Annotated in this window: 17 protein-coding genes; 4 read left to right on the top strand and 13 right to left on the bottom strand. The window is 60.5% G+C overall.

Annotation, left to right across the window (positions count from 1 at the left end):
* Position 1: 1 nt before the first annotated feature.
* Entirely contained in the window at positions 2–1,279 is a 1,278-nt protein-coding gene (locus FJU30_RS13695; protein ID WP_150435527.1) for an MFS transporter, read from the bottom strand.
* A 192-nt stretch (positions 1,280–1,471) separates the two neighbouring features.
* Positions 1,472–3,613: an alpha-galactosidase gene (locus FJU30_RS13690; protein ID WP_150435627.1), complete on the bottom strand. Its 2,142-nt coding sequence runs from the start codon at positions 3,611–3,613 to the stop codon at positions 1,472–1,474.
* Positions 3,614–4,571: 958 nt separating this feature from the next.
* Between FJU30_RS13690 and FJU30_RS13685 the strand changes: the two genes are divergently transcribed.
* From FJU30_RS13685 to FJU30_RS13675, 3 genes are read left to right on the top strand one after another with little or no spacing between them, the layout of a single operon-like run.
* Positions 4,572–6,800: a putative bifunctional diguanylate cyclase/phosphodiesterase gene (locus FJU30_RS13685; RefSeq protein WP_150435526.1), complete on the top strand. Its 2,229-nt coding sequence runs from the start codon at positions 4,572–4,574 to the stop codon at positions 6,798–6,800.
* A gap of 31 nt (positions 6,801–6,831) precedes the next feature.
* Positions 6,832–7,782: an amino acid ABC transporter substrate-binding protein gene (locus FJU30_RS13680; RefSeq protein ID WP_191091598.1), complete on the top strand. Its 951-nt coding sequence runs from the start codon at positions 6,832–6,834 to the stop codon at positions 7,780–7,782.
* Positions 7,783–7,796: 14 nt separating this feature from the next.
* The gene (locus FJU30_RS13675) at positions 7,797–8,708 is read left to right on the top strand and encodes an amino acid ABC transporter substrate-binding protein (protein ID WP_150435524.1); all 912 of its coding nucleotides are present in this window, start codon (positions 7,797–7,799) and stop codon (positions 8,706–8,708) included.
* A gap of 18 nt (positions 8,709–8,726) precedes the next feature.
* Here FJU30_RS13675 and FJU30_RS13670 read toward each other — a convergent pair whose 3' ends face one another.
* The 8 genes from FJU30_RS13670 to ctlX all read right to left on the bottom strand — a co-directional run bounded on the left by FJU30_RS13670 (position 8,727) and on the right by ctlX (position 17,783).
* Entirely contained in the window at positions 8,727–10,457 is a 1,731-nt protein-coding gene (locus FJU30_RS13670) for an ABC transporter ATP-binding protein (protein ID WP_150435523.1), read from the bottom strand.
* A 10-nt stretch (positions 10,458–10,467) separates the two neighbouring features.
* The gene (locus tag FJU30_RS13665; RefSeq protein WP_150435522.1) at positions 10,468–11,415 is read right to left on the bottom strand and encodes an acetamidase/formamidase family protein; all 948 of its coding nucleotides are present in this window, start codon (positions 11,413–11,415) and stop codon (positions 10,468–10,470) included.
* A gap of 82 nt (positions 11,416–11,497) precedes the next feature.
* On the bottom strand, positions 11,498–13,105 hold the full coding sequence (locus FJU30_RS13660; protein ID WP_150435521.1) for an ABC transporter substrate-binding protein: 1,608 nt from the start codon (positions 13,103–13,105) through the stop codon (positions 11,498–11,500).
* Between the two features lie 12 nt (positions 13,106–13,117).
* A complete protein-coding gene (locus FJU30_RS13655; RefSeq protein WP_150435626.1) occupies positions 13,118–14,041 on the bottom strand; it encodes an ABC transporter permease in 924 nt (307 codons plus the stop codon).
* On the bottom strand, positions 14,041–14,889 hold the full coding sequence (locus tag FJU30_RS13650) for an ABC transporter permease (RefSeq protein WP_395858563.1): 849 nt from the start codon (positions 14,887–14,889) through the stop codon (positions 14,041–14,043). The genes FJU30_RS13655 and FJU30_RS13650 overlap by 1 nt, the downstream gene beginning before the upstream one ends.
* The gene (locus FJU30_RS13645; RefSeq protein WP_150435519.1) at positions 14,886–15,482 is read right to left on the bottom strand and encodes an ANTAR domain-containing response regulator; all 597 of its coding nucleotides are present in this window, start codon (positions 15,480–15,482) and stop codon (positions 14,886–14,888) included. The genes FJU30_RS13650 and FJU30_RS13645 overlap by 4 nt, the downstream gene beginning before the upstream one ends.
* Positions 15,479–16,618: a transporter substrate-binding protein gene (locus tag FJU30_RS13640; protein ID WP_150435518.1), complete on the bottom strand. Its 1,140-nt coding sequence runs from the start codon at positions 16,616–16,618 to the stop codon at positions 15,479–15,481. The genes FJU30_RS13645 and FJU30_RS13640 overlap by 4 nt, the downstream gene beginning before the upstream one ends.
* 244 nt (positions 16,619–16,862) lie before the next feature.
* The gene (ctlX, locus tag FJU30_RS13635) at positions 16,863–17,783 is read right to left on the bottom strand and encodes a citrulline utilization hydrolase CtlX (RefSeq protein WP_150435517.1); all 921 of its coding nucleotides are present in this window, start codon (positions 17,781–17,783) and stop codon (positions 16,863–16,865) included.
* Between the two features lie 151 nt (positions 17,784–17,934).
* Between ctlX and FJU30_RS13630 the strand changes: the two genes are divergently transcribed.
* Positions 17,935–18,354, top strand: coding sequence for an Lrp/AsnC family transcriptional regulator (locus FJU30_RS13630; protein ID WP_150435516.1), 420 nt, complete (start codon positions 17,935–17,937; stop codon positions 18,352–18,354).
* A gap of 479 nt (positions 18,355–18,833) precedes the next feature.
* Here the strand turns inward: FJU30_RS13630 and FJU30_RS13625 are convergent, their stop codons facing one another.
* The 3 genes from FJU30_RS13625 to FJU30_RS13615 are packed head-to-tail and all read right to left on the bottom strand — an operon-like array spanning position 18,834 to position 21,120.
* Positions 18,834–19,718, bottom strand: a complete 885-nt coding sequence (locus FJU30_RS13625) for an arginase family protein (protein WP_150435515.1) — start codon at positions 19,716–19,718, stop codon at positions 18,834–18,836.
* Positions 19,719–19,741: 23 nt separating this feature from the next.
* Positions 19,742–20,434: an ABC transporter permease gene (locus FJU30_RS13620; RefSeq protein ID WP_150435514.1), complete on the bottom strand. Its 693-nt coding sequence runs from the start codon at positions 20,432–20,434 to the stop codon at positions 19,742–19,744.
* Positions 20,431–21,120, bottom strand: a complete 690-nt coding sequence (locus FJU30_RS13615) for an ABC transporter permease (protein ID WP_150435513.1) — start codon at positions 21,118–21,120, stop codon at positions 20,431–20,433. The genes FJU30_RS13620 and FJU30_RS13615 overlap by 4 nt, the downstream gene beginning before the upstream one ends.
* Positions 21,121–21,123: the final 3 nt, after the last annotated feature.

Below are 21,123 nucleotides of genomic sequence, written 5' to 3'. Positions count from 1 at the left end.
CTCAGCGACTGCTCTCCAGGTCAGGCGCCGGCGGTGCGCCGATCAGCGCCTCCCGGTTGCCGGAAAGCAGGAAAGCGGACAGCAGAGTAAAGCCGACGACGATCGCCCCCAGAATCAGATAGGCGCCCTGAAAACCAATCAGGTCGTACATGCGGCCGGCGAAAGCGGACATAAAGATCGCGCACAGCTGTTTGAAAAAGCAGAACCCAATCAGATAAATGCTGGCGGAGAAACGGATATCGAACTGCGAGGTAATATATTTAAAGGTGCCGACCAGCAGGAACGGCACTTCAAACATATGCAGGGTTTTCAGGATAATCACTTCATACGGTAGCGTGGCGAAGGCGGATCCGACGATCCTGATCGACATAATCGCCCCGGCCACCAGCAGCGCGTTTTTACTGCCGATACGGTTAATAATCGCCGGTGCGAAGAACATGATCGACGCATTCAATAGCTCGCCGAGGGTGGTGACATAGCCGAAGATCTCGGTGCCCTGCTCTTTCGAGGCGAAGAAGGTGGTAAAGAAGGTGGCGAATTGCTGGTCGAAGACATCATACACACAGGCCACGCCGATGATATACAGCACGAAAAACCAGAGCTTCTTCATGCGGAACACGCTCATCATGGTGCGCAGATTAACCGGCGAGCTATTGGCGCCCAGCTCTTCCACCACCTGCGCGCTGGCGCTGGCGTCGGGTTTGGCGAACAGCAGCAGCAGCGCCAGAATTAGCGCGAAACCGGAACCCAGCCAGAACACGAACTGGTTGTTCTGACTGAACATATAGCCCACCACCGAGGCGCACAGCGCCCAGCCGATACAGCCGAACAGGCGCGCATGGCCGTATTCGAAGCCGCTGCGCCGGCTAACCTTTTCCACATAGGCTTCAATAGCCGGCGAACCGCCGGAGTTGACGAACCCCAGATAGATGCCGCCGACCAGCGCGCCGAGAATAATGTTGGTTTTCAACAGCGGGCTGAACACATACAGAAAGAAGGGCGCGAAGAACACCAGCAGAATAGTAATAATCCACAGCAGGTGTTTTTTCAGCCCCAGCTTATCCGACAGTACGCCGAATATCGGCTGAAACACCAGCGCGAAAAACGCGATGCTGGAGAAGACAATGCCGGTTTCCGTTTTGCTTAATCCGTTGACCTCATGCAGCCATAGCGGAAAGAAGGGGATGTAGGCCCCCATAATGAACATGTAGAAAAAGAGGAAGAAACCGAATATCCACAGATTGGCATTGATTTTATGCGTTTGAGCGTCACCTTTCATGATGTTTACCCGTCCTGTCTGTCGTTGTTATGCATATCCGCCTGTCCCGTCCGCCTTCAGACCGCAGAACAAAACAGCGACGTTTCGCCCTGCAATCCGAAATCCAGTCGGTATAGATATGTCCCTTGCTGCCTGGCCGGCAAACGCCCGGCGCCTTCCCTCCTCGTGAATTGACTTCGTCCGCCCCCCCGGTTACGCCGCGCCCGCCGACAGCCGGGTGAAACGAATCAACATAGCGGACTGCGGGTCGAGGACGGGCGCCGCCAGCCCGACATTCGCCAGCCAGTCTCCGCTGAATACCTGCGGCTGCCCGTCCATCCACGCCGGCAACGCCTTCATGCTGTGCATGCTGTTGTGCGGCAAAACATTGTCGGGAATATCCAGCACCTCGACCCGATAACGCCCGTCGGGCAGCAAACCGTCGAAACGCAGCTGGCCCGGCAGCGCGTAGGTCGGCAGCGTCAATTGAGCGATCAGGTAAACCGCGTCGTTCCTGTCCTGACTCACCACGCCGGTAATCATCCGGGCGCTTTCGTCATCCGCGTCTATGCGGTACAGGTCGCCGCTGTGCAACAGCGCGCGCAGCTGTTTATGCAGATCGATGTAGCGTCGATAAGCCGCCAGCGTTGGCGCGCTTTCCTGCAGCGGATCAAGTTCCAGCCCCATATGGCCGAAGAGCGCGGTCAGACTGCGAAACGCAGCGGTGTGATAGCGCGAGGTGTTGTGACAGTGCGGCACGCCGATGTGCGCCCCCATCACCTCCGGCGGGAAGAAGTAGCTGAAGCCGCGTTGGATCTGATGGCGATCGAGCGCATCGTTACTGTCCGAGGTCCAGAAGCGGTGGGTGCGTTTCAGCACTTCATAGTCAATGCGGCCGCCGCCGGAGGCGCAGGATTCAATCTCCACCTGCGGATGGGCGGCGCGCAGGGCGTCGAGCAGACGGTAGAACGCGTGAGTCTGCGCCGTGATGGCCGCCCGCCCCTGATGTGCGGGCTGCACGATCTCGCGATTCATATCCCATTTGATGTAATCAATGGCATAGTCGGACAGCAGGCGATCGATAGTCTGGTACAGATAGTCCCACACGGCGCGGTTACACAGGTCGAGCGTATATTCATTACGGCCGGCCGGCTGTTGATAACCCGGCAGCGCCAGCAGCCACTCGGGATGCCGGCGATAGAGCTGCGAATCGATATTGACCATCTCCGGCTCCAGCCAGAGGCCGAACTCCATGCCCAGCGACTTCACATGCTGAATCACCGGCTGCAGACCGTCGGGATATTTGGCGCTATCCACCGTCCAGTCGCCCAGCGCGGCGCTGTCGTCGTTGCGGTTTTGAAACCAGCCGTCGTCGATAATAAAACGCTCAACGCCAATGTCGGCCGCCGCGCTGGCCATACGCATAATCGCCTCGGGTTGATGCTCGAAGAAAATGCCTTCCCAGGTATTGAGATGCACCGGACGCGGCCGGCTGGCGTTAAACGCCAGCACCTCGCGCCGCAGGAAACGATGGAAATGCCGGCTCATGCCGTTCAGGCCGCGATCGGAAAAGCTGGCGTACACCCAGGGGGTGCTCAGACTGGCGTCTTTCTGCAGCACGATTTCGCCCGAATGGTACAACGCCTCAGCCTGCAGATATCGGCGGCCGTCCGATTTTACGTCGGCCCGCAGACGGTGGTTGCCGCTCCAGGCGAGATGGACGCCGTACACCTCGCCCTGTTGTTCGCTAAAGCCCGGCCGACCGGCGATAAAAGCCGGGAAATATTCGTGCGAGGTGCGGCCGCGACGGTTTTCCTGCTGATAGCCGCCGTGCCGCAGATCGATGCGATGCGGCTGAAACTCCCGGATCCAACGACCGTGAAAGGCCATCAGTTCGCATGCGGAATCCGGCAGCGGCAGCGTGACCGCCAGCCGGTCAACCCGCCAGGGCGCCGCTTTCAGGTTGGTCAGCGTATGGCGCAGCTGAACCACATCGCCATGCAGCAGCAGTTCGCTGGTGAGACGCAGCCCGGCCACATCGTCCTGTGCGACGATCGACAGACGCGCGGGAGCCGACTCGACCGAGCGAGTGGCGAACACCGGCGACCAGTCTTCCCCGTCCCGGTTGCCCTCCAGTCCGGGGCTGCCGAACAACCCCCGGCCCGACTCGGCCATCAACGTCAACGGCGCATCGCTATCCAAACGCGCATTGGGAACCGCGCGCTGCAGCCCGACGCACTGCTCCGCCGTAAAACCGGCCAGCGGTTTTCCCCAATATAAAATTTCGCCAAAAGGCGAAACCCGGACGATCAGATCGGTATCTTCCCCCGACAGGCGATGAATGGTCGAATCCATAAAACCCCGCTCACAGTTGTTGGTCAGTCCTTCCTTCGGTCGACTCAACATAAACCGAAACGTTCCCGGCTTCATCGGGAACGTTTCGGTTGTGTGATAAACATCACTGGAGACGATCTTTTTCTGTTAACGGGCGCGGATTTTTCTGCGCGATGCGGCCGGCAGGCGAACGGAGATAGCACAAAAACCGGATATCAACAGGCAGGCCGTCGCCCGCCGGCGGCCTGCGCGATCCCCGTTCGCAGCGGATAGCCGCCGCTGGCTGTTTATCACGCCTGAAAAAGGATAACAACGCGCGGGCGGCCGAAAACGAAGCGATCCGCGCCTGAGCGCCGGCGGCCACGGCGCGGCGTCCATTCGGTAACGGATTGATTATCATCAGATCTCCTTCAGCCGGCCAGAAACGTTGGTCGGGTAATAAATCCGCGCCGCCCTAACGCTTTCTTTTAACGTTATTTTTCCCTTTCAGTCATCACTTTTTCTTCTGTTAAATAATATGTTGTAGCCACTATTTTTGATGGTATAAACAAGGAAGGAAAAAGGATATTTCATTATTTAACGTTCGTTTATTCATTAACAACGAAAATAAACATCTCAAAAAACCTTTATAGCAGGCAAAAATATTGCATGTGTTTTTGTTGTCTGAGTTTGTTCTTTCAATTTTTTTTAATACAAGATTTTTCACTGCCTTCTACGCCGGCGCACATTATCTGAAAACGTTCAATGTACGGCAAAGAGACAAACGATCAGACAGGCGAAGGACAATACAGGAAGACGGACCGGGTCGAACAACGTGGTTAACATCGCCGGCGGCCTGAAAGATAAGGGTTATATCCTGAGTTGCAGGAAAGCGGCTCCGCAGGGCTGAAGCCCGGACATGAGTCGCATATCCGGGCGCAGCCAGCGCATCTGCAACCTGCAGTATGACGGGTATAGAAAGGATAACGAGTTGTAGCTGATGATATTCCGAATCAAAGTCACCAGGGAATTACAGGAAGTAACGCGGAATAAGGATAATTTTACCCGGCATCGGCGGCAACGCTGGCACCATTCGATTCTGGGTAAAGTCACTTTATTCCTTATTGTGGGGATTATTTTTTCCTACGGCGTCGGCGCGTCGGCGGGCTGGCTGCTGGTGGACAAAAGCTCGCAGGAACAATGGCGACGCCAGGCCAATACCAACGCCCATATTATTAGCTATATCGTGCGCAGCATTTATACGTCGGTAATGGCGCGCATGAATGCGCACGGCCAAACGACCGGCATCGTAACCGACAGCTTTCTCGGCGACGACGCCTACATTCTGCAGACCGGCTTTAATCCCGTCGATGTGCTATCGCTGGCCGCCATGCAGACCAACAACCCTGTCTGGCTATTTCACTATGGCCGGCAGAAAGGGTTTGTCAGCGTGACCGACGCCAGCGGCGCCGACACCGGTCAGCAGTTGACGCTCGAAGCGGGCAAACCGCTGCCGCCGGAGAGGCTGAACACGATTTTCACCGGTTTTGTGCTCATTGACGATAAAACCTACTTCGCCAGCGTGCTGCCGCTGCTGTCGCCCTCCGGGGAAATGCTGGGCGCGCTGGTGAGCAGTATCGGTGAAAAACAAGATCTGTATCGCATCCACAATTCTTTGCTGCGCAACTCTCTGCTGGGATTGCTGGCGGTGTTGCTGCTGACCGGGCTGATCGTTTCGCTGCTGATGCGGCAATTTTTCCATTCCCTGCCGGCGCTGATTCAGTCGCTGACGCGCATCGCCCGGGGGGACACCGCCAGCGCCACGCCGTTCCTTGAACGGGATGATGAGATCGGCGGGCTGGCGCTGGCTATCGAAAAATTGCGCCAGGCTATGGTGGAACGAGAACATCTGCAGCAGGTGAAGGAAACCGCGCGCAAAATGGAACACATGGCGCATCACGACGCGTTGACCGGTCTGCCGAACCGCACCTTTTTCAGCGGGGCGCTGGAGGACGCCATTGCCGGACTGCCGTCGGGCAACGCGCGCTTTAACCTGATGCTGCTGGATCTCGACTATTTCAAACAGGTGAACGATACCTTCGGCCATCTGGCCGGAGACGCGCTGCTGGTCGGCGTCGGCGAACGCATTTCCACCCTGCTCGGCGGCGGGGACATCGTGGCCCGGCTGGGCGGCGACGAGTTCGCCCTGCTCCAGCGGGTACAGGAAAAACCAATCCAGGAGGCGACCCGTCTGGCGGAGCGGTTGATAGAGGCCATCGCCACGCCGTTTTACGCCCACGGGCATGAATTCTCCGTCGGCCTCAGCATCGGCATCGCCAGCGCGCCGCTGCACGGCGAGACCTCGCACGCGCTGATGACCCACGCCGACCTGGCGCTGTACGCCGCCAAGAACAGCGGACGCAATAATTATCGCTATTTTGAGTACGGAATGGTCATGCCGGACGCCATTCGCTCGCCCGCGGATCTGGATATCGAAGGCGCGCTGATGCGCGGCGAATTTGAACTCCACTATCAACCCCTGGTGCGCCTCGCCGACAATAGCGTTGTCGGCTATGAAGCGCTGGTGCGCTGGCGCCGCGCCGCCGGCGAGTGGCTGTCGCCGGATGCCTTTATCATGCCGGCGGAAAAAACCGGTCTGATCGTCCGGCTGGGCGAATGGATCATTCACCAGGCCTGCAGCGACGCCATGGCGCACTTCGCGCCCCACCAGTGGGTTTCCATCAATATTTCCGGGGTTCAACTCCATCATCCCGGCCTGCTGACGATCCTCAACCAGGCGCTGACGCACAGCGGTTTGAGCGCCGAACGCCTCGAACTCGAAATCACCGAGGCGGCGTTGCTCGATCGCCAGGCGGCGCTGGCGGTGCTGCAGCGCATTCAGGCGCGGGGGATCGCCATTGCGCTGGACGATCTGGGCGCCAGCTGTAGCTCGCTCGACTGCCTGGCCGATTTTCCGTTCAGCCGCATCAAGCTGGATAAAACGCTGATCGCCGGCCTGACCAGCAGCGACACCCGGCGCATGATTATCGGCAATATCATCAGTCTGGCGCATTTACTGGATATGGAAACCAGCGCGGAAGGCGTGGAAACGGACCAGCAAATAACGCTGCTGCGCCAGGCCGGCTGCCGCTATGTACAGGGCGGCCGCTCCGGAGAAGCGCTGTCGGCAACGGACATCGCCGCCCGTAAGACGGCGGTTATTGAGTAGTCACCAGCATCAGGGCAGCAGGCGGAGCAATATGGCAAATGAGAAAACCTCACTTTTTTTCGCACCCCTCAATCGTCAGCGACGCGCCGTCGTCGGGTGGAAGCGGCTCATACTCATACTGCTGTTGCCGCTGGCGCCATCGCCGGCGGCGGCTATCCCGATGGACAATGCGCTGACGCGCATTGCGCAGAATAAGACGGTACGCATCGGCCATCGCCTGGACGAGCCGCCTTTTTCCTACGTGGTCAACGGCCAGCCGCTCGGCTACTCGATCGACATCTGCCTGCAGGTGGTGGACGGCATAAAAACCTACCTGCAGATGGATGATATTCAGGTGGTGTATGTGCCGGTCAGCACCGCGACACGCTTCCCGCAGATCCGCAACCACGGGATCGACCTCGAGTGCGCCGCCACCACCAATAATCGCGAAAGGCGCAAGCTGGCCGAGTTCTCCTGGCCGCACTTCGTGACTGCGACGCGTTTTGTCGCACTGAAAAACAGCGGCATTCGGCGCCTCGAGGATCTGGCGGGACGGAGCGTGTCGGCCAGCAGCGGCACCATCAATCTCGAGCAGTTGAACGCCGCCAACGCGCGCCTGAAGCTCAATATTTCCGTCGTGCTGAAGAAACTGAATCAGGATGCGTTCGATCTGGTGGCCAACGGCAAAGTGTCGGCCTTTGTCATGGACGATATTCTATTGGCCGGGCTGATCGCCTCCGCGCCCCGCCCGGACGATTTCATCATTTCCGACGATCGCCTCAGCCGCCCGGAACCCTATGGCATCATGATGCCGCCGGGCCAGCTGACGTTCAGGCAGGTGGTGAATGCGCGCCTGAACACGCTGTTCACCAACGGCGACATCAACGCCATCTACGCCAAATGGTTTCTTTCACCGATTCCGCCAGAGGGAATCAATCTACGCTTCGCTATGCCGCCAAACCTGCAGGCGATGCTGGCGCAGCCGAAAGACTATCTTGATTGAGGGAGAGACGCGCGATGGGTAACGGTCACTACGGTAAACGCTGGCGCCAGCTTCTCGTTATTCTGTTTATCGTCGTTGCGGGAAATGACGCGCGGCTGGCCGCCGCCGTTCCCACGCTGGAGCGTATCCGCCAGACGGGGACGCTGCGCGTCGGCTACGGCAATACGCCGCCCTTCTCCTGGCGCGGTCCCGACGCGGTGACCGGCTATTCGATCGAACTGTGCCAGCGCGTCGCCGAGTCGATCCGGCGGCGTATGGGGCTGGAAAAGATCAATATTGATTATGTATTTCGCACCGCGGCCAACAGAGTGCAGCTGCTCGACAACGGCGAGATCGATATCGAATGCGTGGCCAGCACCAATACCGAAGAACGGCGCCGCAACGTGTCCTTCTCCATCGGCTACTTTCTGGTCAACACTCGCTATATTTCGCTGCGAAAAAACCAGTTGCGTACGCTCGAGGATCTGCGCGGCCGCAGCGTCAGCATTGTGCTGGGCACCAACAACGTGGCGCAGATCAACCAGGTGAATCGGGAAAAGAAGCTGAATCTCTCCGTAGTCGCCACCGATACCCTGCAGCAGGCCTTCGATATGGTGACGCAGGAACAGGTATCGGCTTTCGCCATGGATGACATCCTGCTGCACGCCCTGCGGGCTCGCGCGACGCATCCGCAGGACTACGTGATTTCCGACGAAACCCTCGATACAGAGACTGAATACGGCTTCATGATGCGGCGTGACGATGAGGCGTTCCGCAACGCGGTCAATGATGCGCTGCGGCAAATTTATCACAGCAATGAAATCCACCAGATTTACGCCCGCTGGTTCACTCAGCCGTTGCCCGGCAGCCAGATCACGCTGCATTTCCCGATGAGCGAAAATCTGCGCCGCCTGTTTAATACCACGAGTAGCGGCGCGCCCCCCTGAACGGCCCGTCGACCGGCATCAGGCGGCGGCGAAGTGCCCGCCGCCATAGTCGGTAAAACGTTGCGGCGGGCTCTGCCAGCCGAACGGCTTGATGGGATCGGGCCGCTCCATTTCATTAAGCAGATTACCAAAATCGCGCTTACGCGTTACATCCGGCATCGGCACCGCGCTCAGCAGGCGCTGCGTGTAAGGATGGCGCGCATGATGCAGCACCCGATCGCGCGGGCCGATCTCCACAATGCGTCCGCCGAACATCACCGCCACGCGATGGCAGATACGCTCCACCACCGCCATATCATGAGAAATAAACAGATAGCTAAGATCGTAGTCATGACGCAGCGTCTCCAGCAGCTCAAGCACCTGCGCCTGTACCGAGACGTCCAGCGCCGATACCGACTCATCGGCGATAATCAGCTTCGGATTGAGCGCCAGCGCGCGAGCGATGCATATGCGCTGCCGCTGACCGCCGGAGAACTGATGCGGGTAGCGCCGCATAGCCGCCGCCGGTAACCCCACCTGCTCCAGCAGTGTGGCCACGCGCTCGCGGCGTTGCGCCAGCGACTGCTGCTGATGGATCAGCAGCGGTTCCCCCACCAGTTCAAAAATCGAACGACGCGGGTTGAGCGCGGCGTACGGGTCCTGAAACACCATCTGAATATCGCGCCGCACCGCCTGTAACGCCTCGCCGCGCAACCCGTTTAGTTGCTGGCCCGCCAGCAGCGCGCTGCCGCTGAACGGCACCATATTCATCAGCGCCTTGCCGGTGGTGGATTTGCCGCAGCCGCTTTCGCCCACGATGCCGAGCGTCTCGCCCGGAAACAGATCGAAGCTGACGCCGTCCACCGCGAACACTTCGCGCCGCGGACGAAAAATCTCGCGCCGCAGCGGAAAACGCACGCTCAAATCGCGCACCGACAGCAGCGGCTGCGCGACCGCCACCGGCTCAATCGCCGGCGCGGCGCCGAGCACCGGCACCGCCGCCAGCAATCTTTTGGTGTAGTCGGCCTGCGGCGCGCTGAACAGCGGCCCGACCGGCGCCTGTTCTTCGATACGGCCCTGATTCATCACCACCACCTCATCGGCCATTTCCGCCACCACGCCCATATCGTGGGTAATCATCAGGATGCTGGTGGCGAAATCCCGCTGCAGTTCGCGCATCAGCTCGAGAATCTGCGCCTGAATGGTCACGTCCAGCGCGGTGGTCGGTTCATCGGCGATCAGCACCTTCGGCTGGCACAGCATCGCCATGGCGATCATCACCCGCTGCCGCATGCCGCCGGACAGCTCGTGCGGATACTGGCCGAGGCGTTTTTCCACCTGGGCCAGCCTGACCGCGTCCAGCATGGTCTTCACCCGCGCGCGGCGCTCACGCCGGCCCAGCGTTTCATGGCGCTGCAGCGTCTCCTCCAGCTGTCGGCCGATGGTCATCAGCGGATTGAGCGAGGTCATCGGTTCCTGAAAAATCATGCCGATCTGCCGGCCGCGCAGCGGCTGCATCTGCCGCTCGTTCAGGCTCAGCAGATCGGTATCGCCAAACAGGATGGCGCCGCCGGGAATGCGCGCGGCGTCCGGCAGCAGCCCCATGATCGCCAGCGAAGTCAACGACTTTCCGCTGCCCGATTCGCCGGCGATACACAGCGTTTTGCCGGCCTGCAGACGAAAACTCACGTCGTCCACCACGCGCCGGGCGCCGAATTCGATACTCAGACGCTCGACGGAAAGCACGGGTCGGTTAGCGGTCAGCGGCATAAGCACATCCTCACTGCAACACAGATTTCGGGAAATAAAACGACACCACCCAGTTCGGCTGGTCGACGATCTCGCTGATGCGCAGATCGCCGCACACGGAGCAGAGCATATAGGCCTCTTCGGCGCTCATCCCCTGTTCGCGGCACAGCGCGTCGATGCAGTAGCGCAGCGCGTCGCGCGCGGCGGTCATCAGATCGGGGCCGATACCGCTAAACACCTCGTAGCCGGCCCGATCGAGATGGCTGGTCACCGGACCGGGCGTGGAGAAACGCGGGCCGGGCAGCGGCATGTTTTTCACCACTTCCAGCCGCACCACCACGTCCATCGCGCTTTCGATCGCCGTGCCGCACACTTCGCCGTCGCCCTGCGCGGCGTGGGTATCGCCGATGGAAAACAGCGCGCCTTCCACCTCGACCGGCAGGTACAGCGTACAGCCCGCGCTCAGGTCGCGAATATCCAGATTGCCGCCCACGCGGCGCGGCGGGATCACCGAGTGCACGCCCGGCGCGGCCGGCGCCACGCCGATGGTGCCGGCGAAGGGTTTCAGCGGCACCCGGCCATAGCGCCCGAACGCGCAGGGCGCCAGCGTATCTTTTTCATAGTTCCACAGCGTGAGCGCCGGCGTGGTGAACTGATCGGCCAGCAGGCCGAAGCCGGGAATATTGGCCGTCCAGCCAAAGCCCGACGGACGGAACTCGTCGAGGGTGATTTTCAGCGCGTCGCCGGGCTGCGCGCCTTCGACAAACACCGGACCGTTGACCGGGTTAATCGTATCGAACGGCATCACGCCGACGTCCGCCACGCTGGAATCCGGCGTAAAGTAGCCGTTGGCGGAGTCCAGGCAATGAAATTCCAGCGTCGTGCCGGAGGCGACGTGCGCGACCGGCGTCAGTGAATTATCCCAGCCGAAATGGTGCTGGGCATGGTGGATCGTTTTTACCAGGCAGTTCTGACACATGCCTCTCTCCTCAATAAATATCCCGTCACTCTGTCGGCCGCCGGCGCGCGGGCTGCGCTCGCCTTCGCGGCCGCCGCTGACGTTATTTTTTCCAGATATAGTCGTAGTTGACCGGAACATGCACCGGATCGACGTAGAGCGCGTCCGCGCCGCCCATGCTGGCGGAGTGCACGGTGTAGCGTTTCTCGTTAAATACCGGCACCCACGGCGCATCCGCCATCACATCGGTAAAGATTTTGCTCCAGGCGTTAATGCGCGCCTGCTGCTGTTCGGGCTTCGCCATGCTGTCGGCCTTCGCCGCCGCCGCGTCCAATGCCTTATTGCAGTAACGCGCCCAGTTCCAGCCGCCTTCGACCGCGCCGGAACAGCCGAGGATCGGGCCGTAGAAGTTAGAGGGATCCGGGAAATCGGCGATCCACGCCATGCCGCCGGACCACACCAGCGGCGCGCGATCCGCCGATCCGCCGGCCGCAATCACGTTGGCCTGCGCCAGCGATTTGATGGTGGCGCGAATCCCGACCTTCGCCAGATCCTGCTGGATCGACTGAGCGATGCGCGGCTGCGGATCGGTATTCATCACGTACAGTTCAGTGTCGAAGCCGCGGCTAAAGCCCGCCTCGCTCAGCAGCGACTTCGCCTGCTCTACATCATAGCCGTAGCCTTTGTAGCTCTTATCGTAGCCGGGCATCGCCGGCGGCAACGGCTGATTGGCCGGCGCGGCGCGGCCGTTGATGATGCGCACGATGCGATCTTTATTGATCGCCATATTGACCGCCTGGCGCACCTTCAGGTTATCGAACGGCGGCAGCGTGGTCTTCATGGTCAGGTAGCCGGTCTGCAGTTGATCGCCGGTCACCAACAGCCCTTTGTATTTCGGATCCTGTCTGAACTGCAGGAAGCGCGCCGGCGGCACGCCGTCGCCGGCGATATCCACTTCGCCCCGCTCCAGACGCATCAGAGCGACCGACGGATCCTGGCCAACCTCGAAGGTGATGCTGTCCAGCAGAGGAACGCCGGATTTAAAGTAGGCCGGGTTCTTTTTGAACACCAGCTGCTGGCCCAATTTCCATTCGCTCATCTCGAAGGCGCCGGTGCCGACCGGATGCTTGCCGAAATCGGCGCCCCATTTTTCCACCGCTTCGCGCGGCACTACGGAAGCGAAGTTCAGCGCCAGCACGTGCAGGAAGGTGGCGTTAGGCTCTTTGAGGGTAATCTTCACCGTACTGTCGTTCGGCGCCTCGACCCCGCTTAGCTGCTGCGCAGCGCCGCTCGTCATCTCGTCATAGCCGACGATCGAACTAAAGAAGCCGGCGCCCGGACTCTGGGTTTTCGGGTTAACCGCGCGCTCCAGCGAGTATTTGACGTCGGCGGCGATCATCTCGCGGCCGTTATGGAATTTAACCCCTTTGCGCAGCGTAAAGGTGTAGACCCGTCCGTCGTCGGACACCGTATAGCCGTCGGCCAGATCGGTGACCAGCTCGGTGGTGCCGGGGCGGTAGTCCATCAGACCGTCGAACAGGCTCTTGATCATCGACCAGTTTTGCCAGTCGTAGCCAATGGCCGGATCCAGCGTGGCGATATCGTTCTGGTAAGTCACCACGGCGTTGCCGCCCGGTTTAGCTTCATCGGCCTGCACCGCCGCGGTACAGCAGGCGGCCGCCACTGCCAGCATCAGTAAACGCTTTTTCATCTTCTTCCCCTGTTACTGTTTTTTGACATCAATACGCGGATCAACCCAAGGCAAGACCAAATCCGCTATGAGGTTGCCGCCGACAATCGCCACCGCCGAAACCGTGGTAACGCCAACGATCACCGGAATATCCACCTGCTGTATCGCCTGCCAGGCCAGCTGACCGATGCCCGGCCAGCCGAACACCGACTCCACCACCACCAGTCCGCCCAGGAACACGCCGATATCGATGCCGATCATCGGGATCAGCGGCAAAACGGCGTTGGGCAGCACGTGGCGAAACAGGATCCGCATCCGGCTCAGCCCTTTGGCGCGCGCGGTGCGCACGAAATCCTGCTGCAGCACGTCGATCATCGACGAGCGCAGCATGCGCGAATACCAGCCGCTGCCCAGAATGCCGAGCGTCAGCGCCGGCAGCGCCAGATGGCTGAAGCCGCCGTAGCCGCCCATTGGGAACCAGTCGAGCAGCACGGCGAACAGATACAGAAACAGCATGGCGGCGATGAATTGCGGCGCCGAGACGCCGATAAACGACAGCGCCATCAGCAATTTATCGGCGAATCCGCCGCGGTTGAGCGCGGCCAGAGTGCCGAGCACGATACCGAGGATCAATTCGCACAGAATGCCGGCCGCCATTAATTGCAGCGATGGCAGGATACGCGCGGCGATCAGATCGCTGACTTCGCTGCGCTGAATAAAGGAGCGGCCCAGATCGCCGTGCAGCAGGCGCGTCAGGTAGTTGGCGTACTGCTGCCAGAACGGCAGATCCAGCCCCAGCTGATGGCGAATATTGGCCACCACCTCCGGCGACGCGCTGCGCCCGGCGATCTGCCGCACCGGATCGGCCGGCAGCATAAACAGCAGCAGATAGCTGATCAGCGTAACGCCGAGCAGAATCAGAACGGCATGGAGTAAACGTCGACTGATAAATAACATCATTCACCTCGCTTCAGCGTCGGGTCGAGGGCATCGCGCAGCGTATCGCCGACAATGTTGAACGCCAGCGACAGCAGTACAATGGCCGCGCCGGGGAAGAACACCAGCCAGGGCGCGGAGGTGAACCAGGTCTGACTTTCGAAAATAATATTGCCCCAACTGGCCATCGGCGGTTGCACCCCGACGCCGAGAAACGACAGCGTGGCTTCGAGCAGCACCGTGGTGGAGATGCCCAGCGTCGCCCAGACCAGAATGGTCGGCACCAGGTGCGGGATCAGGTGGACCGTCAGAATACGCCACGACCCGGCGCCCAGGGTGCGCTCCACCGCCACGAAATCGCGCGCGCTGAGCGCCGAGGTTTCGGCATAGATCACCCGGGCGATCTGTACCCAGTTCACCATGGCGATCACCAGCGCGACGATCCACACGCTCGGCTGGAAAATCGCCGCCAGCGCGATCGCCAGCAGCAGCGCCGGAAACGCCATCATCAGATCGGTAAAGCGCATCAGCAGGCTGCCGAGCGGCCCCTGCAGATAGCCGGCGATCAGACCGACCAGTACGCCGATCGCCACCGCCATGCCGTTGGCCAGCACGCCGACCAGCAGCGAGGTGCGCGCGCCGAAAATCAGCCGCGACAGCAGATCCCGGCCCAGCAGATCGGTGCCGAGCCAGAACGTACCGCCGGGCGGCAGCGGCGCGCCTTCCAGGCTCAGTCCTTCCGCAAACTGCTCGGCGGGATCGAACGGCGCACACCACGGGGCGAACAGCGCGGCGATCACCACCAGCACAATAAACAGCACCGACAGACAGAGCATCGGACGACGCAACAACGTTAACGGCAAACTCACGGGCGTCCTCCCTGCTGTTGACGCTGCCGGCGCGCCAGCCATTTCTCCGCCGCCTGTTCAATACGCAGGTTGTTGCGCATTGCTTCACTGCGCAGCAGCACCCAGGCGTCCTGCTCGTTCAGCTGATGTTCCACCATCAGCATCGCTACCGCCTGGCTGACCAGCGGAATCTGCGCCACGCGCTCGCGCAGCTGAACCAGCGCGTCGCTCTGCTCGCTGAGCTGCTGACGCAGGCCGACCGCCATCATCAGGGTGGTGTAAATCGCGCGTTGATTGATCGGTTTGGGCAGCAGCGCGGTGGCGCCCAGATCGAGCGCGCGCTGGATCTGCGACAGCGCCTCGTGCGAGGTCAACGCAATCACCGGCACGCCGCGTTCATTCAGCTGCGTCAGCGCCTGCGGGCTGGCGAAATATTCCAGCTCCACCAGCGCCGCGCACGGCGTCTCCGTCGGCAATGCGGCGTCATTGCCGAGCGTCAACCAGCGTCCCCCCATGCGCGGCAGGCTTTTTTCCAGCGCCGCAAGGGTGCGCGCTTCGCAGTCCACGAGCAGCAACGGCTGCGTTTCAAAATCGGGGGGAGACAGTTTTTTCATTTGACTATCCTCAATACTGGCCTCGTCGGGTTAACCGCCGGGGCGAAAACGGCGCGTAGATCCGTCGCCGTTAAATAGGGATCGGGCGCGACCGGCTGCGACTCGCTGTGCAGCAACAGAAAAGCGCCGTCGCGCAGTTCCGCGATATGACAGGGCAGCCAGCTATGGTTATTTTGCGCCGAGATACGCAACGGCCCGAGCGGCGTTTGCCGCGCGCCGGCGTGCAGCGCCTCTCGCACGCGCTGCGGATCGGCGCTGCCGGCCTGCCGGACGGCATCGGCAAACAGCATCATCGCCAGCCAGGCGCCGGTGTAATAATGAGAATAATGCCGCCAGCCGTATTTACGCCGCTGACGAGCGCAAAACAGCGGCTCGACGCCGGCAAAAAACGGTCCGCAGGACAGCAGGCGCAGCGCCTGCGGCTGGCCAATCTGGCTCAGTTCCGCTTCGGTGAGGTTGCAGCTCAGCACCGGTAAATCAATACCGCTCGCCGCGCAGCGGGCATCCAGCCGCCGCAGAAACGCGTAGGAAGATTCCCCTACCAGGTTGTTGAGCACAAACTCCGGTGCGCTGGCGATAACGTTATTAACCAGATCTTCCACTACAGTATGGCCCAGATGCAGGTATTTTTCCCCGAGCACCTCGCCGCCGGCGATGCCGATCGCCTCGCGGGCGATACGGTTGCTCTCCCAGCCCCAGACATAATTCGATCCCACCAGATAAGCGCGGCGGCCGAAGCTGGACAGCGCCAGGCGCAACAGCGGCAGCAGGGTCTGATTGGGGCAGCCGCCGAGATAGATCACCTGTTCGCTGCTCTCAAAACCTTCATAAGGACTGGCGTACCACAGCAGCGCGTCATGCTGTTCCAGATCGGGAATGATCTCTTTACGGCTGGCGGAGGTAATGGTGCCGAAAATATGGCGCACGCCGGCGCCAGTCAGCTGTTCCATGCCTTCGCCGTAGCTGCTCAGACTGCCGCCGGGGTTAATGTGGCTGGCGCGCAGGCTGAAGTCGTAGCGCGGATCGGCGTTAATTTCCGCCAGCGCGTGCTGAGTCCCCGCCAGCGCGCTCTCCGCCATGTAGCGGTAGGTGCCGTCGGTGGAAAATAAGATGCCGACATCAATATTCGAACGCATCAGACCAATCCTTTATCAATAAAAAAAGCCTGAACGCCCCTAAGGGCATTCAGGCTTCGTTACCTGGACAACGCAATCTGTATCAAGACTTACGGGCCGCGCCCCGCTTGTTGCAAATAGCTATGAAAGATCCATGCCAGATTATTATCTTATTAACATCAGTACGTTATCGATCCCCTCTTTGGTGCGCCGCCCCAAAATTGATCAATGACGCACCACCATAAGGCAGAACGATACCGCTCCGTCAGCGCGGCGGACAAAAAATTTCCGCAATCATGCAGCGCGCGCCGCCGCCGCCCAGCCGTTCGATAATCTCGATCGGCGCGCGGACAATGGCGGCGTAATCGGACAACATGGCGCGCTGCTGTTCATCGAAGGCGCTCCAGGCCTGTTCCGACAGGGCGATCACCGGACGATTGTCCTGCCCTCTCAGTTCGAGGATATTGCCGCAAAACGACGCAACCTGCTGCAGCGAAATCGGCATAATGATTTTTCCGCTGTCCCGCAGCGCGGCTTCCAGCGCCAGCCTTTGCCGGCCGTCGGCGATCGCCGCCAGGCAGACCACGGCGTATTTGATGCCCACGCTCATCATGACGTTGGTGTGATAGATTCGGTTGCCCTGGCGATCGTAAGCGTCGAACCAGATCACGCGGTAAGGCAGGCGCGACTGCAGATCGCGCATCGCCGTCGGCGTGCTGCGCGAAGAGCGACAAACATAAGCGATACGGTTCACGTGGTCGAACACCAGCGAGCCGGTGCCTTCAAGATAGTGACCGGCCAGCTCATGATGCGACAGATCGATAATCTCTTTCAGCGCAAAATGGCGCGCCAGCTGCGCGATTAGCGCGGGATTACGCTCACGCCGCCGGTTGAGCGCCTCCATCGGATACAGAATAACGCGCCCGTCGGCGTGCAGCGTGATCCAGTTATTTGGAAACAGCGAATCGGGAGTTTCGTTTTCCACCCGATCGTCGAACACCCACACCCGCACGCCGGCCGCCGTCAGCGCCGCCGCATAACGATCGAACCCTTCCTGCGCCTGCGTCTGGATCCGCCGACGATCCAGCCGAACATCGGCCTGCTGAAAAGCGTTGCTGCGCGCCGTTTCCGCGTTGCGCGCGAACAAGGCCGGACGCACCATAAATACCGTATCTGTTGTCTGCATATCGCCCCTGAATAACGGATGAATCCCCGCGCTGGCCAGCCTGCGCCGCACCACCAGAATACGAATAAAGATGTAAAGCGATAAGTTGACACTCTGATCAATATGAAAAATAATTAATCAATTTGATAATACCTCATTGACAAATTATCCAATGAACGACATCGACCGTAAAATCATCGCTCTGCTGCGCGACAACGCTCGCCTGCCGATCAGCGAACTGGCGAAAAAAACCGGCGTATCGCGCGTCACCCTGCAAAAAAGAATCAGGCTGCTGGAGAGCAGCGGCGAAATCGCGGGTTACACCGTGCGGCTAAAACCGCAGCAGGATGATCGTATCCGCGCCTGGATGAGCATTGCGGTGGAAGGCAACAAAGCCGCCGCCATTATTCAGGATTTAAGAGGCGAACCTGCGATCGCCACGCTGCACACCACCAACGGGCGTTGGGATATTCTGGTGGAAATTCATTGCGATACGCTGGGTAAATTTGACAGTCTGCTGGGAAGAATCCGGCGTATACCCGGCGTAGCCAATAGCGAAACCAGCATTCTGCTGTCCACGCGCAAAGTCTGATTTACGCCGGCGAAAAGCGTCACGGGAAGAAAACCCAGGGCTATAGCCAAAATCATCAGAGCGGCAGCAGGGCGGTGACCCGGCGCCGCACTCGCCGGCAACGAATGTGTCCAGCCAACGGCTGACCTTCGGTGAGAAACAGAATACCTCTCATTCATCTCCGGCAGCTTATCGCAATATGCGACCGGGGTGAGCGACAACGCGGCCGGGAGGCGCGTTGAACGCCGCTGGCCGCGGCCCTGCAACAGCGAGTCACAAAACCGACGCCCCTACAGCCTGACGTATCAAGGGGATATCCATCACGCGTTCGTTATCAGGCAAAGCGCCGCGAGGGGCGTAGCGGATTGAGCCGCCGACAAATTTTCCGGGCTCCGGCCTGGAGCCGTCGCGCCGCCCGCCGTGCGGAACCCGGGGATGTGCTCCGCACGGCGCGCTAAGCCCGGCTATCCCGGCCTTAGCGCCGACGCTGCCGGCAACCTCTATTTGACCTGGCTGCCGTACACCGCGAAGGTAAAGGCCAGATAGGCGGCCAGCGTCGAGGTCATGTCGCCGACGTCTTTGGTCGGATTGACTTCGGTAATCGCCATCGCCGCGCAGTGCGGCGCCAGCAGTTCCACCATATGCAGCGCCTGATCGGAACTGATGCCGCCGGGCTCATGCGCGCCGGCGCCCGGCGCGAAGGCCGGATCGACCGAGTCGATATCGAACGACAGGAACAGGTGATCCGCCTGCGCGACCCGCTGCAGAATACGCGCGACCGTCTCCTCCGCCCCCAGACGCAACACTTCGCGCGCAGACAGGTGCACTAAATCGTGCTCGTGTTTGAACTGACCGGAGGCCGGAAAGTTGAAGTGACGCTCGCACACCTGGATACAGTCGGCGGGGGCGATGCGCGCCAGCTCCAGCGAACGCCGCATGCCGCTCGACTGGCTGTGGCGCCCCTGCAGTTCGCTCTCGTCCATCAGGTCCAGATGAGCGTCGAAGTGAATAATCCCGATGCGGCCGGGCAGCGCATCATGCACGCCGCGCGCCACCGGAAACAGCAGGCTATCGTCGCCGCCGATCACCACGGGAACCCGCCCGTTTTCAATCGAAGTCCGCACCGCCTGCGAAGCGGCATCGAAAGTCTTCAGCGTATCGTTCGGGATGACTTTCACATCGCCGCGATCGACCAGCAGTTGTTCGCCCACCTCCATCTGAGTGTCGGTTTCCAGGCAATAGACTTTGCCCTGCTGGATGCGCATGTTGATCCAGCGCGCGCACTCGCGCACCCGCGCCGGCGCATAGCGCGACCCCGGCCAGCCGAGGGAAGATTCGCCATCGAAAGGAACGCCCCATAAATCAAACTGTCTTTTGTTGTTCATACCTGCCTCAATACAGAAGAATATTAGCCGCGCGACGACTGCAGATAGCCGCCCCAGCGCCGTGCGGCATAGCGAAACAGCGCCACCAGCAACAGCGTCAGCGCCAGATAGATCAGACCGGCCGTCACGTAAGGTTCGAACTGAATGTAATAATTCAGGCTGATATTGCGCGCCACGCCGGTGATTTCCATCAGCGTGACGGTGCTGGCCAGCGAGGTGGCGTGCAGCATCATGATGGTTTCATTGCCGTACAGCGAGAGCGAACGCGTCAGCATGGCGGGCAACAGAATTCGCCGCACGCGTACCGGAAACGACATGCCGTAGGCGCGGGCCGCCTCGATTTCGCCGGCCGGCAAATGGCGCAGTCCGCCGGCGAAGATCACCGTGGTATAGGCGGTGGTGTTGAGCACGAACGCCAGCAGCACGCAGACCAGCGGACTGGATAACCACGGCCACAGCAGGCTGCTGCGCAGCAGCTCGAACTGCGCCAGACCGTAGTAGATCAGGAACAGTTGAATCAGCAGCGGCGTACCGCGAAAAATCAGGGTATACAGTTCGATCAGCGCGCGGACCGCGCGCGGCGCGTTGTTGAGCGCCAGCGCCAGGCCCAGCGACAGAAAGAAACTGATGCCGAGCGAAACCAGCGTCAGCAGCAGCGTCAGCCCTGTGCCGTCGGCGTACATCCAGAGATTCTCGCCGATGATATCCCAGCTCATAGCTCCACCTCGCGCACGCCCAGCGAATAGCGTTGACTCAGCCGGCGCAGCGCCAGCACCGACAGCAGCGTGATGGTCAGATAAAAGCCGCCGGCCAGCAGATAAAAGGTGAACGGCTGGCCGGTCGATTCCGCCGCGCTGCGGGCGCGAAACATGATGTCCTCCAGCCCCAGCAGGGAAACCAGCGCGGTGGCCTTCACCAGCACCAGCCAGTTGTTGGTGAAGCCGGGCAGCGCCAGACGGATCATTTGCGGCAGCACAATGCGGCGAAAGGTCTTGCCGGCGCTGAAACCGAACGCCTGCGCGGCTTCGATTTCTCCGCGCGGAATATTGATCAGCGCGTTGCGGAAGGTTTCGGTCATGTAGGCGCCGAAAATACCGCCCAGGGTAACAAAGCCCGCGGTAAACGGACTGAATTCCACGCGGTACTCCCCGCCGTATAGCGCTATCCCGTTATTGAGCAGCGCCGGCAGGCTGTAAAAAACCAGCAGCATCAGCACCAGATCCGGAATACCGCGCGCCAGCAGGGTATAAGGCGAGATCATGTAGTTCAGCCAGCGCACGCCGGACTGTTTGCCCAGCGCGCACAGCAGACCGATCAGCACCGCCAGCAGCAGGGCGGCCAGCGCCAGCTGCAGCGTCACCCAACCCGCGCCGATCACCATGAAAAAATAGTTACCAGACATGGC

Source organism: Affinibrenneria salicis (assembly GCF_008710095.1).
This window is presented reverse-complemented; position numbering and strand designations above follow the sequence as displayed.

Coding starts and splice junctions, on each gene's coding strand:
- FJU30_RS13675 (WP_150435524.1), top strand. CDS start 7,797: ATGGGTAACGGTCACTACGGTAAACGCTGGCGCCAGCTTCTCGTTATT.
- FJU30_RS13625 (WP_150435515.1), bottom strand. CDS start 19,718: ATGAACAACAAAAGACAGTTTGATTTATGGGGCGTTCCTTTCGATGGC.
- FJU30_RS13685 (WP_150435526.1), top strand. CDS start 4,572: ATGATATTCCGAATCAAAGTCACCAGGGAATTACAGGAAGTAACGCGG.
- FJU30_RS13695 (WP_150435527.1), bottom strand. CDS start 1,279: ATGAAAGGTGACGCTCAAACGCATAAAATCAATGCCAATCTGTGGATA.
- FJU30_RS13665 (WP_150435522.1), bottom strand. CDS start 11,415: ATGTGTCAGAACTGCCTGGTAAAAACGATCCACCATGCCCAGCACCAT.
- FJU30_RS13680 (WP_191091598.1), top strand. CDS start 6,832: ATGGCAAATGAGAAAACCTCACTTTTTTTCGCACCCCTCAATCGTCAG.
- FJU30_RS13615 (WP_150435513.1), bottom strand. CDS start 21,120: ATGTCTGGTAACTATTTTTTCATGGTGATCGGCGCGGGTTGGGTGACG.
- FJU30_RS13670 (WP_150435523.1), bottom strand. CDS start 10,457: ATGCCGCTGACCGCTAACCGACCCGTGCTTTCCGTCGAGCGTCTGAGT.
- FJU30_RS13620 (WP_150435514.1), bottom strand. CDS start 20,434: ATGAGCTGGGATATCATCGGCGAGAATCTCTGGATGTACGCCGACGGC.
- FJU30_RS13690 (WP_150435627.1), bottom strand. CDS start 3,613: ATGGATTCGACCATTCATCGCCTGTCGGGGGAAGATACCGATCTGATC.
- FJU30_RS13630 (WP_150435516.1), top strand. CDS start 17,935: ATGAACGACATCGACCGTAAAATCATCGCTCTGCTGCGCGACAACGCT.
- FJU30_RS13645 (WP_150435519.1), bottom strand. CDS start 15,482: ATGAAAAAACTGTCTCCCCCCGATTTTGAAACGCAGCCGTTGCTGCTC.
- FJU30_RS13660 (WP_150435521.1), bottom strand. CDS start 13,105: ATGAAAAAGCGTTTACTGATGCTGGCAGTGGCGGCCGCCTGCTGTACC.
- FJU30_RS13655 (WP_150435626.1), bottom strand. CDS start 14,041: ATGTTATTTATCAGTCGACGTTTACTCCATGCCGTTCTGATTCTGCTC.
- ctlX (WP_150435517.1), bottom strand. CDS start 17,783: ATGCAGACAACAGATACGGTATTTATGGTGCGTCCGGCCTTGTTCGCG.
- FJU30_RS13640 (WP_150435518.1), bottom strand. CDS start 16,618: ATGCGTTCGAATATTGATGTCGGCATCTTATTTTCCACCGACGGCACC.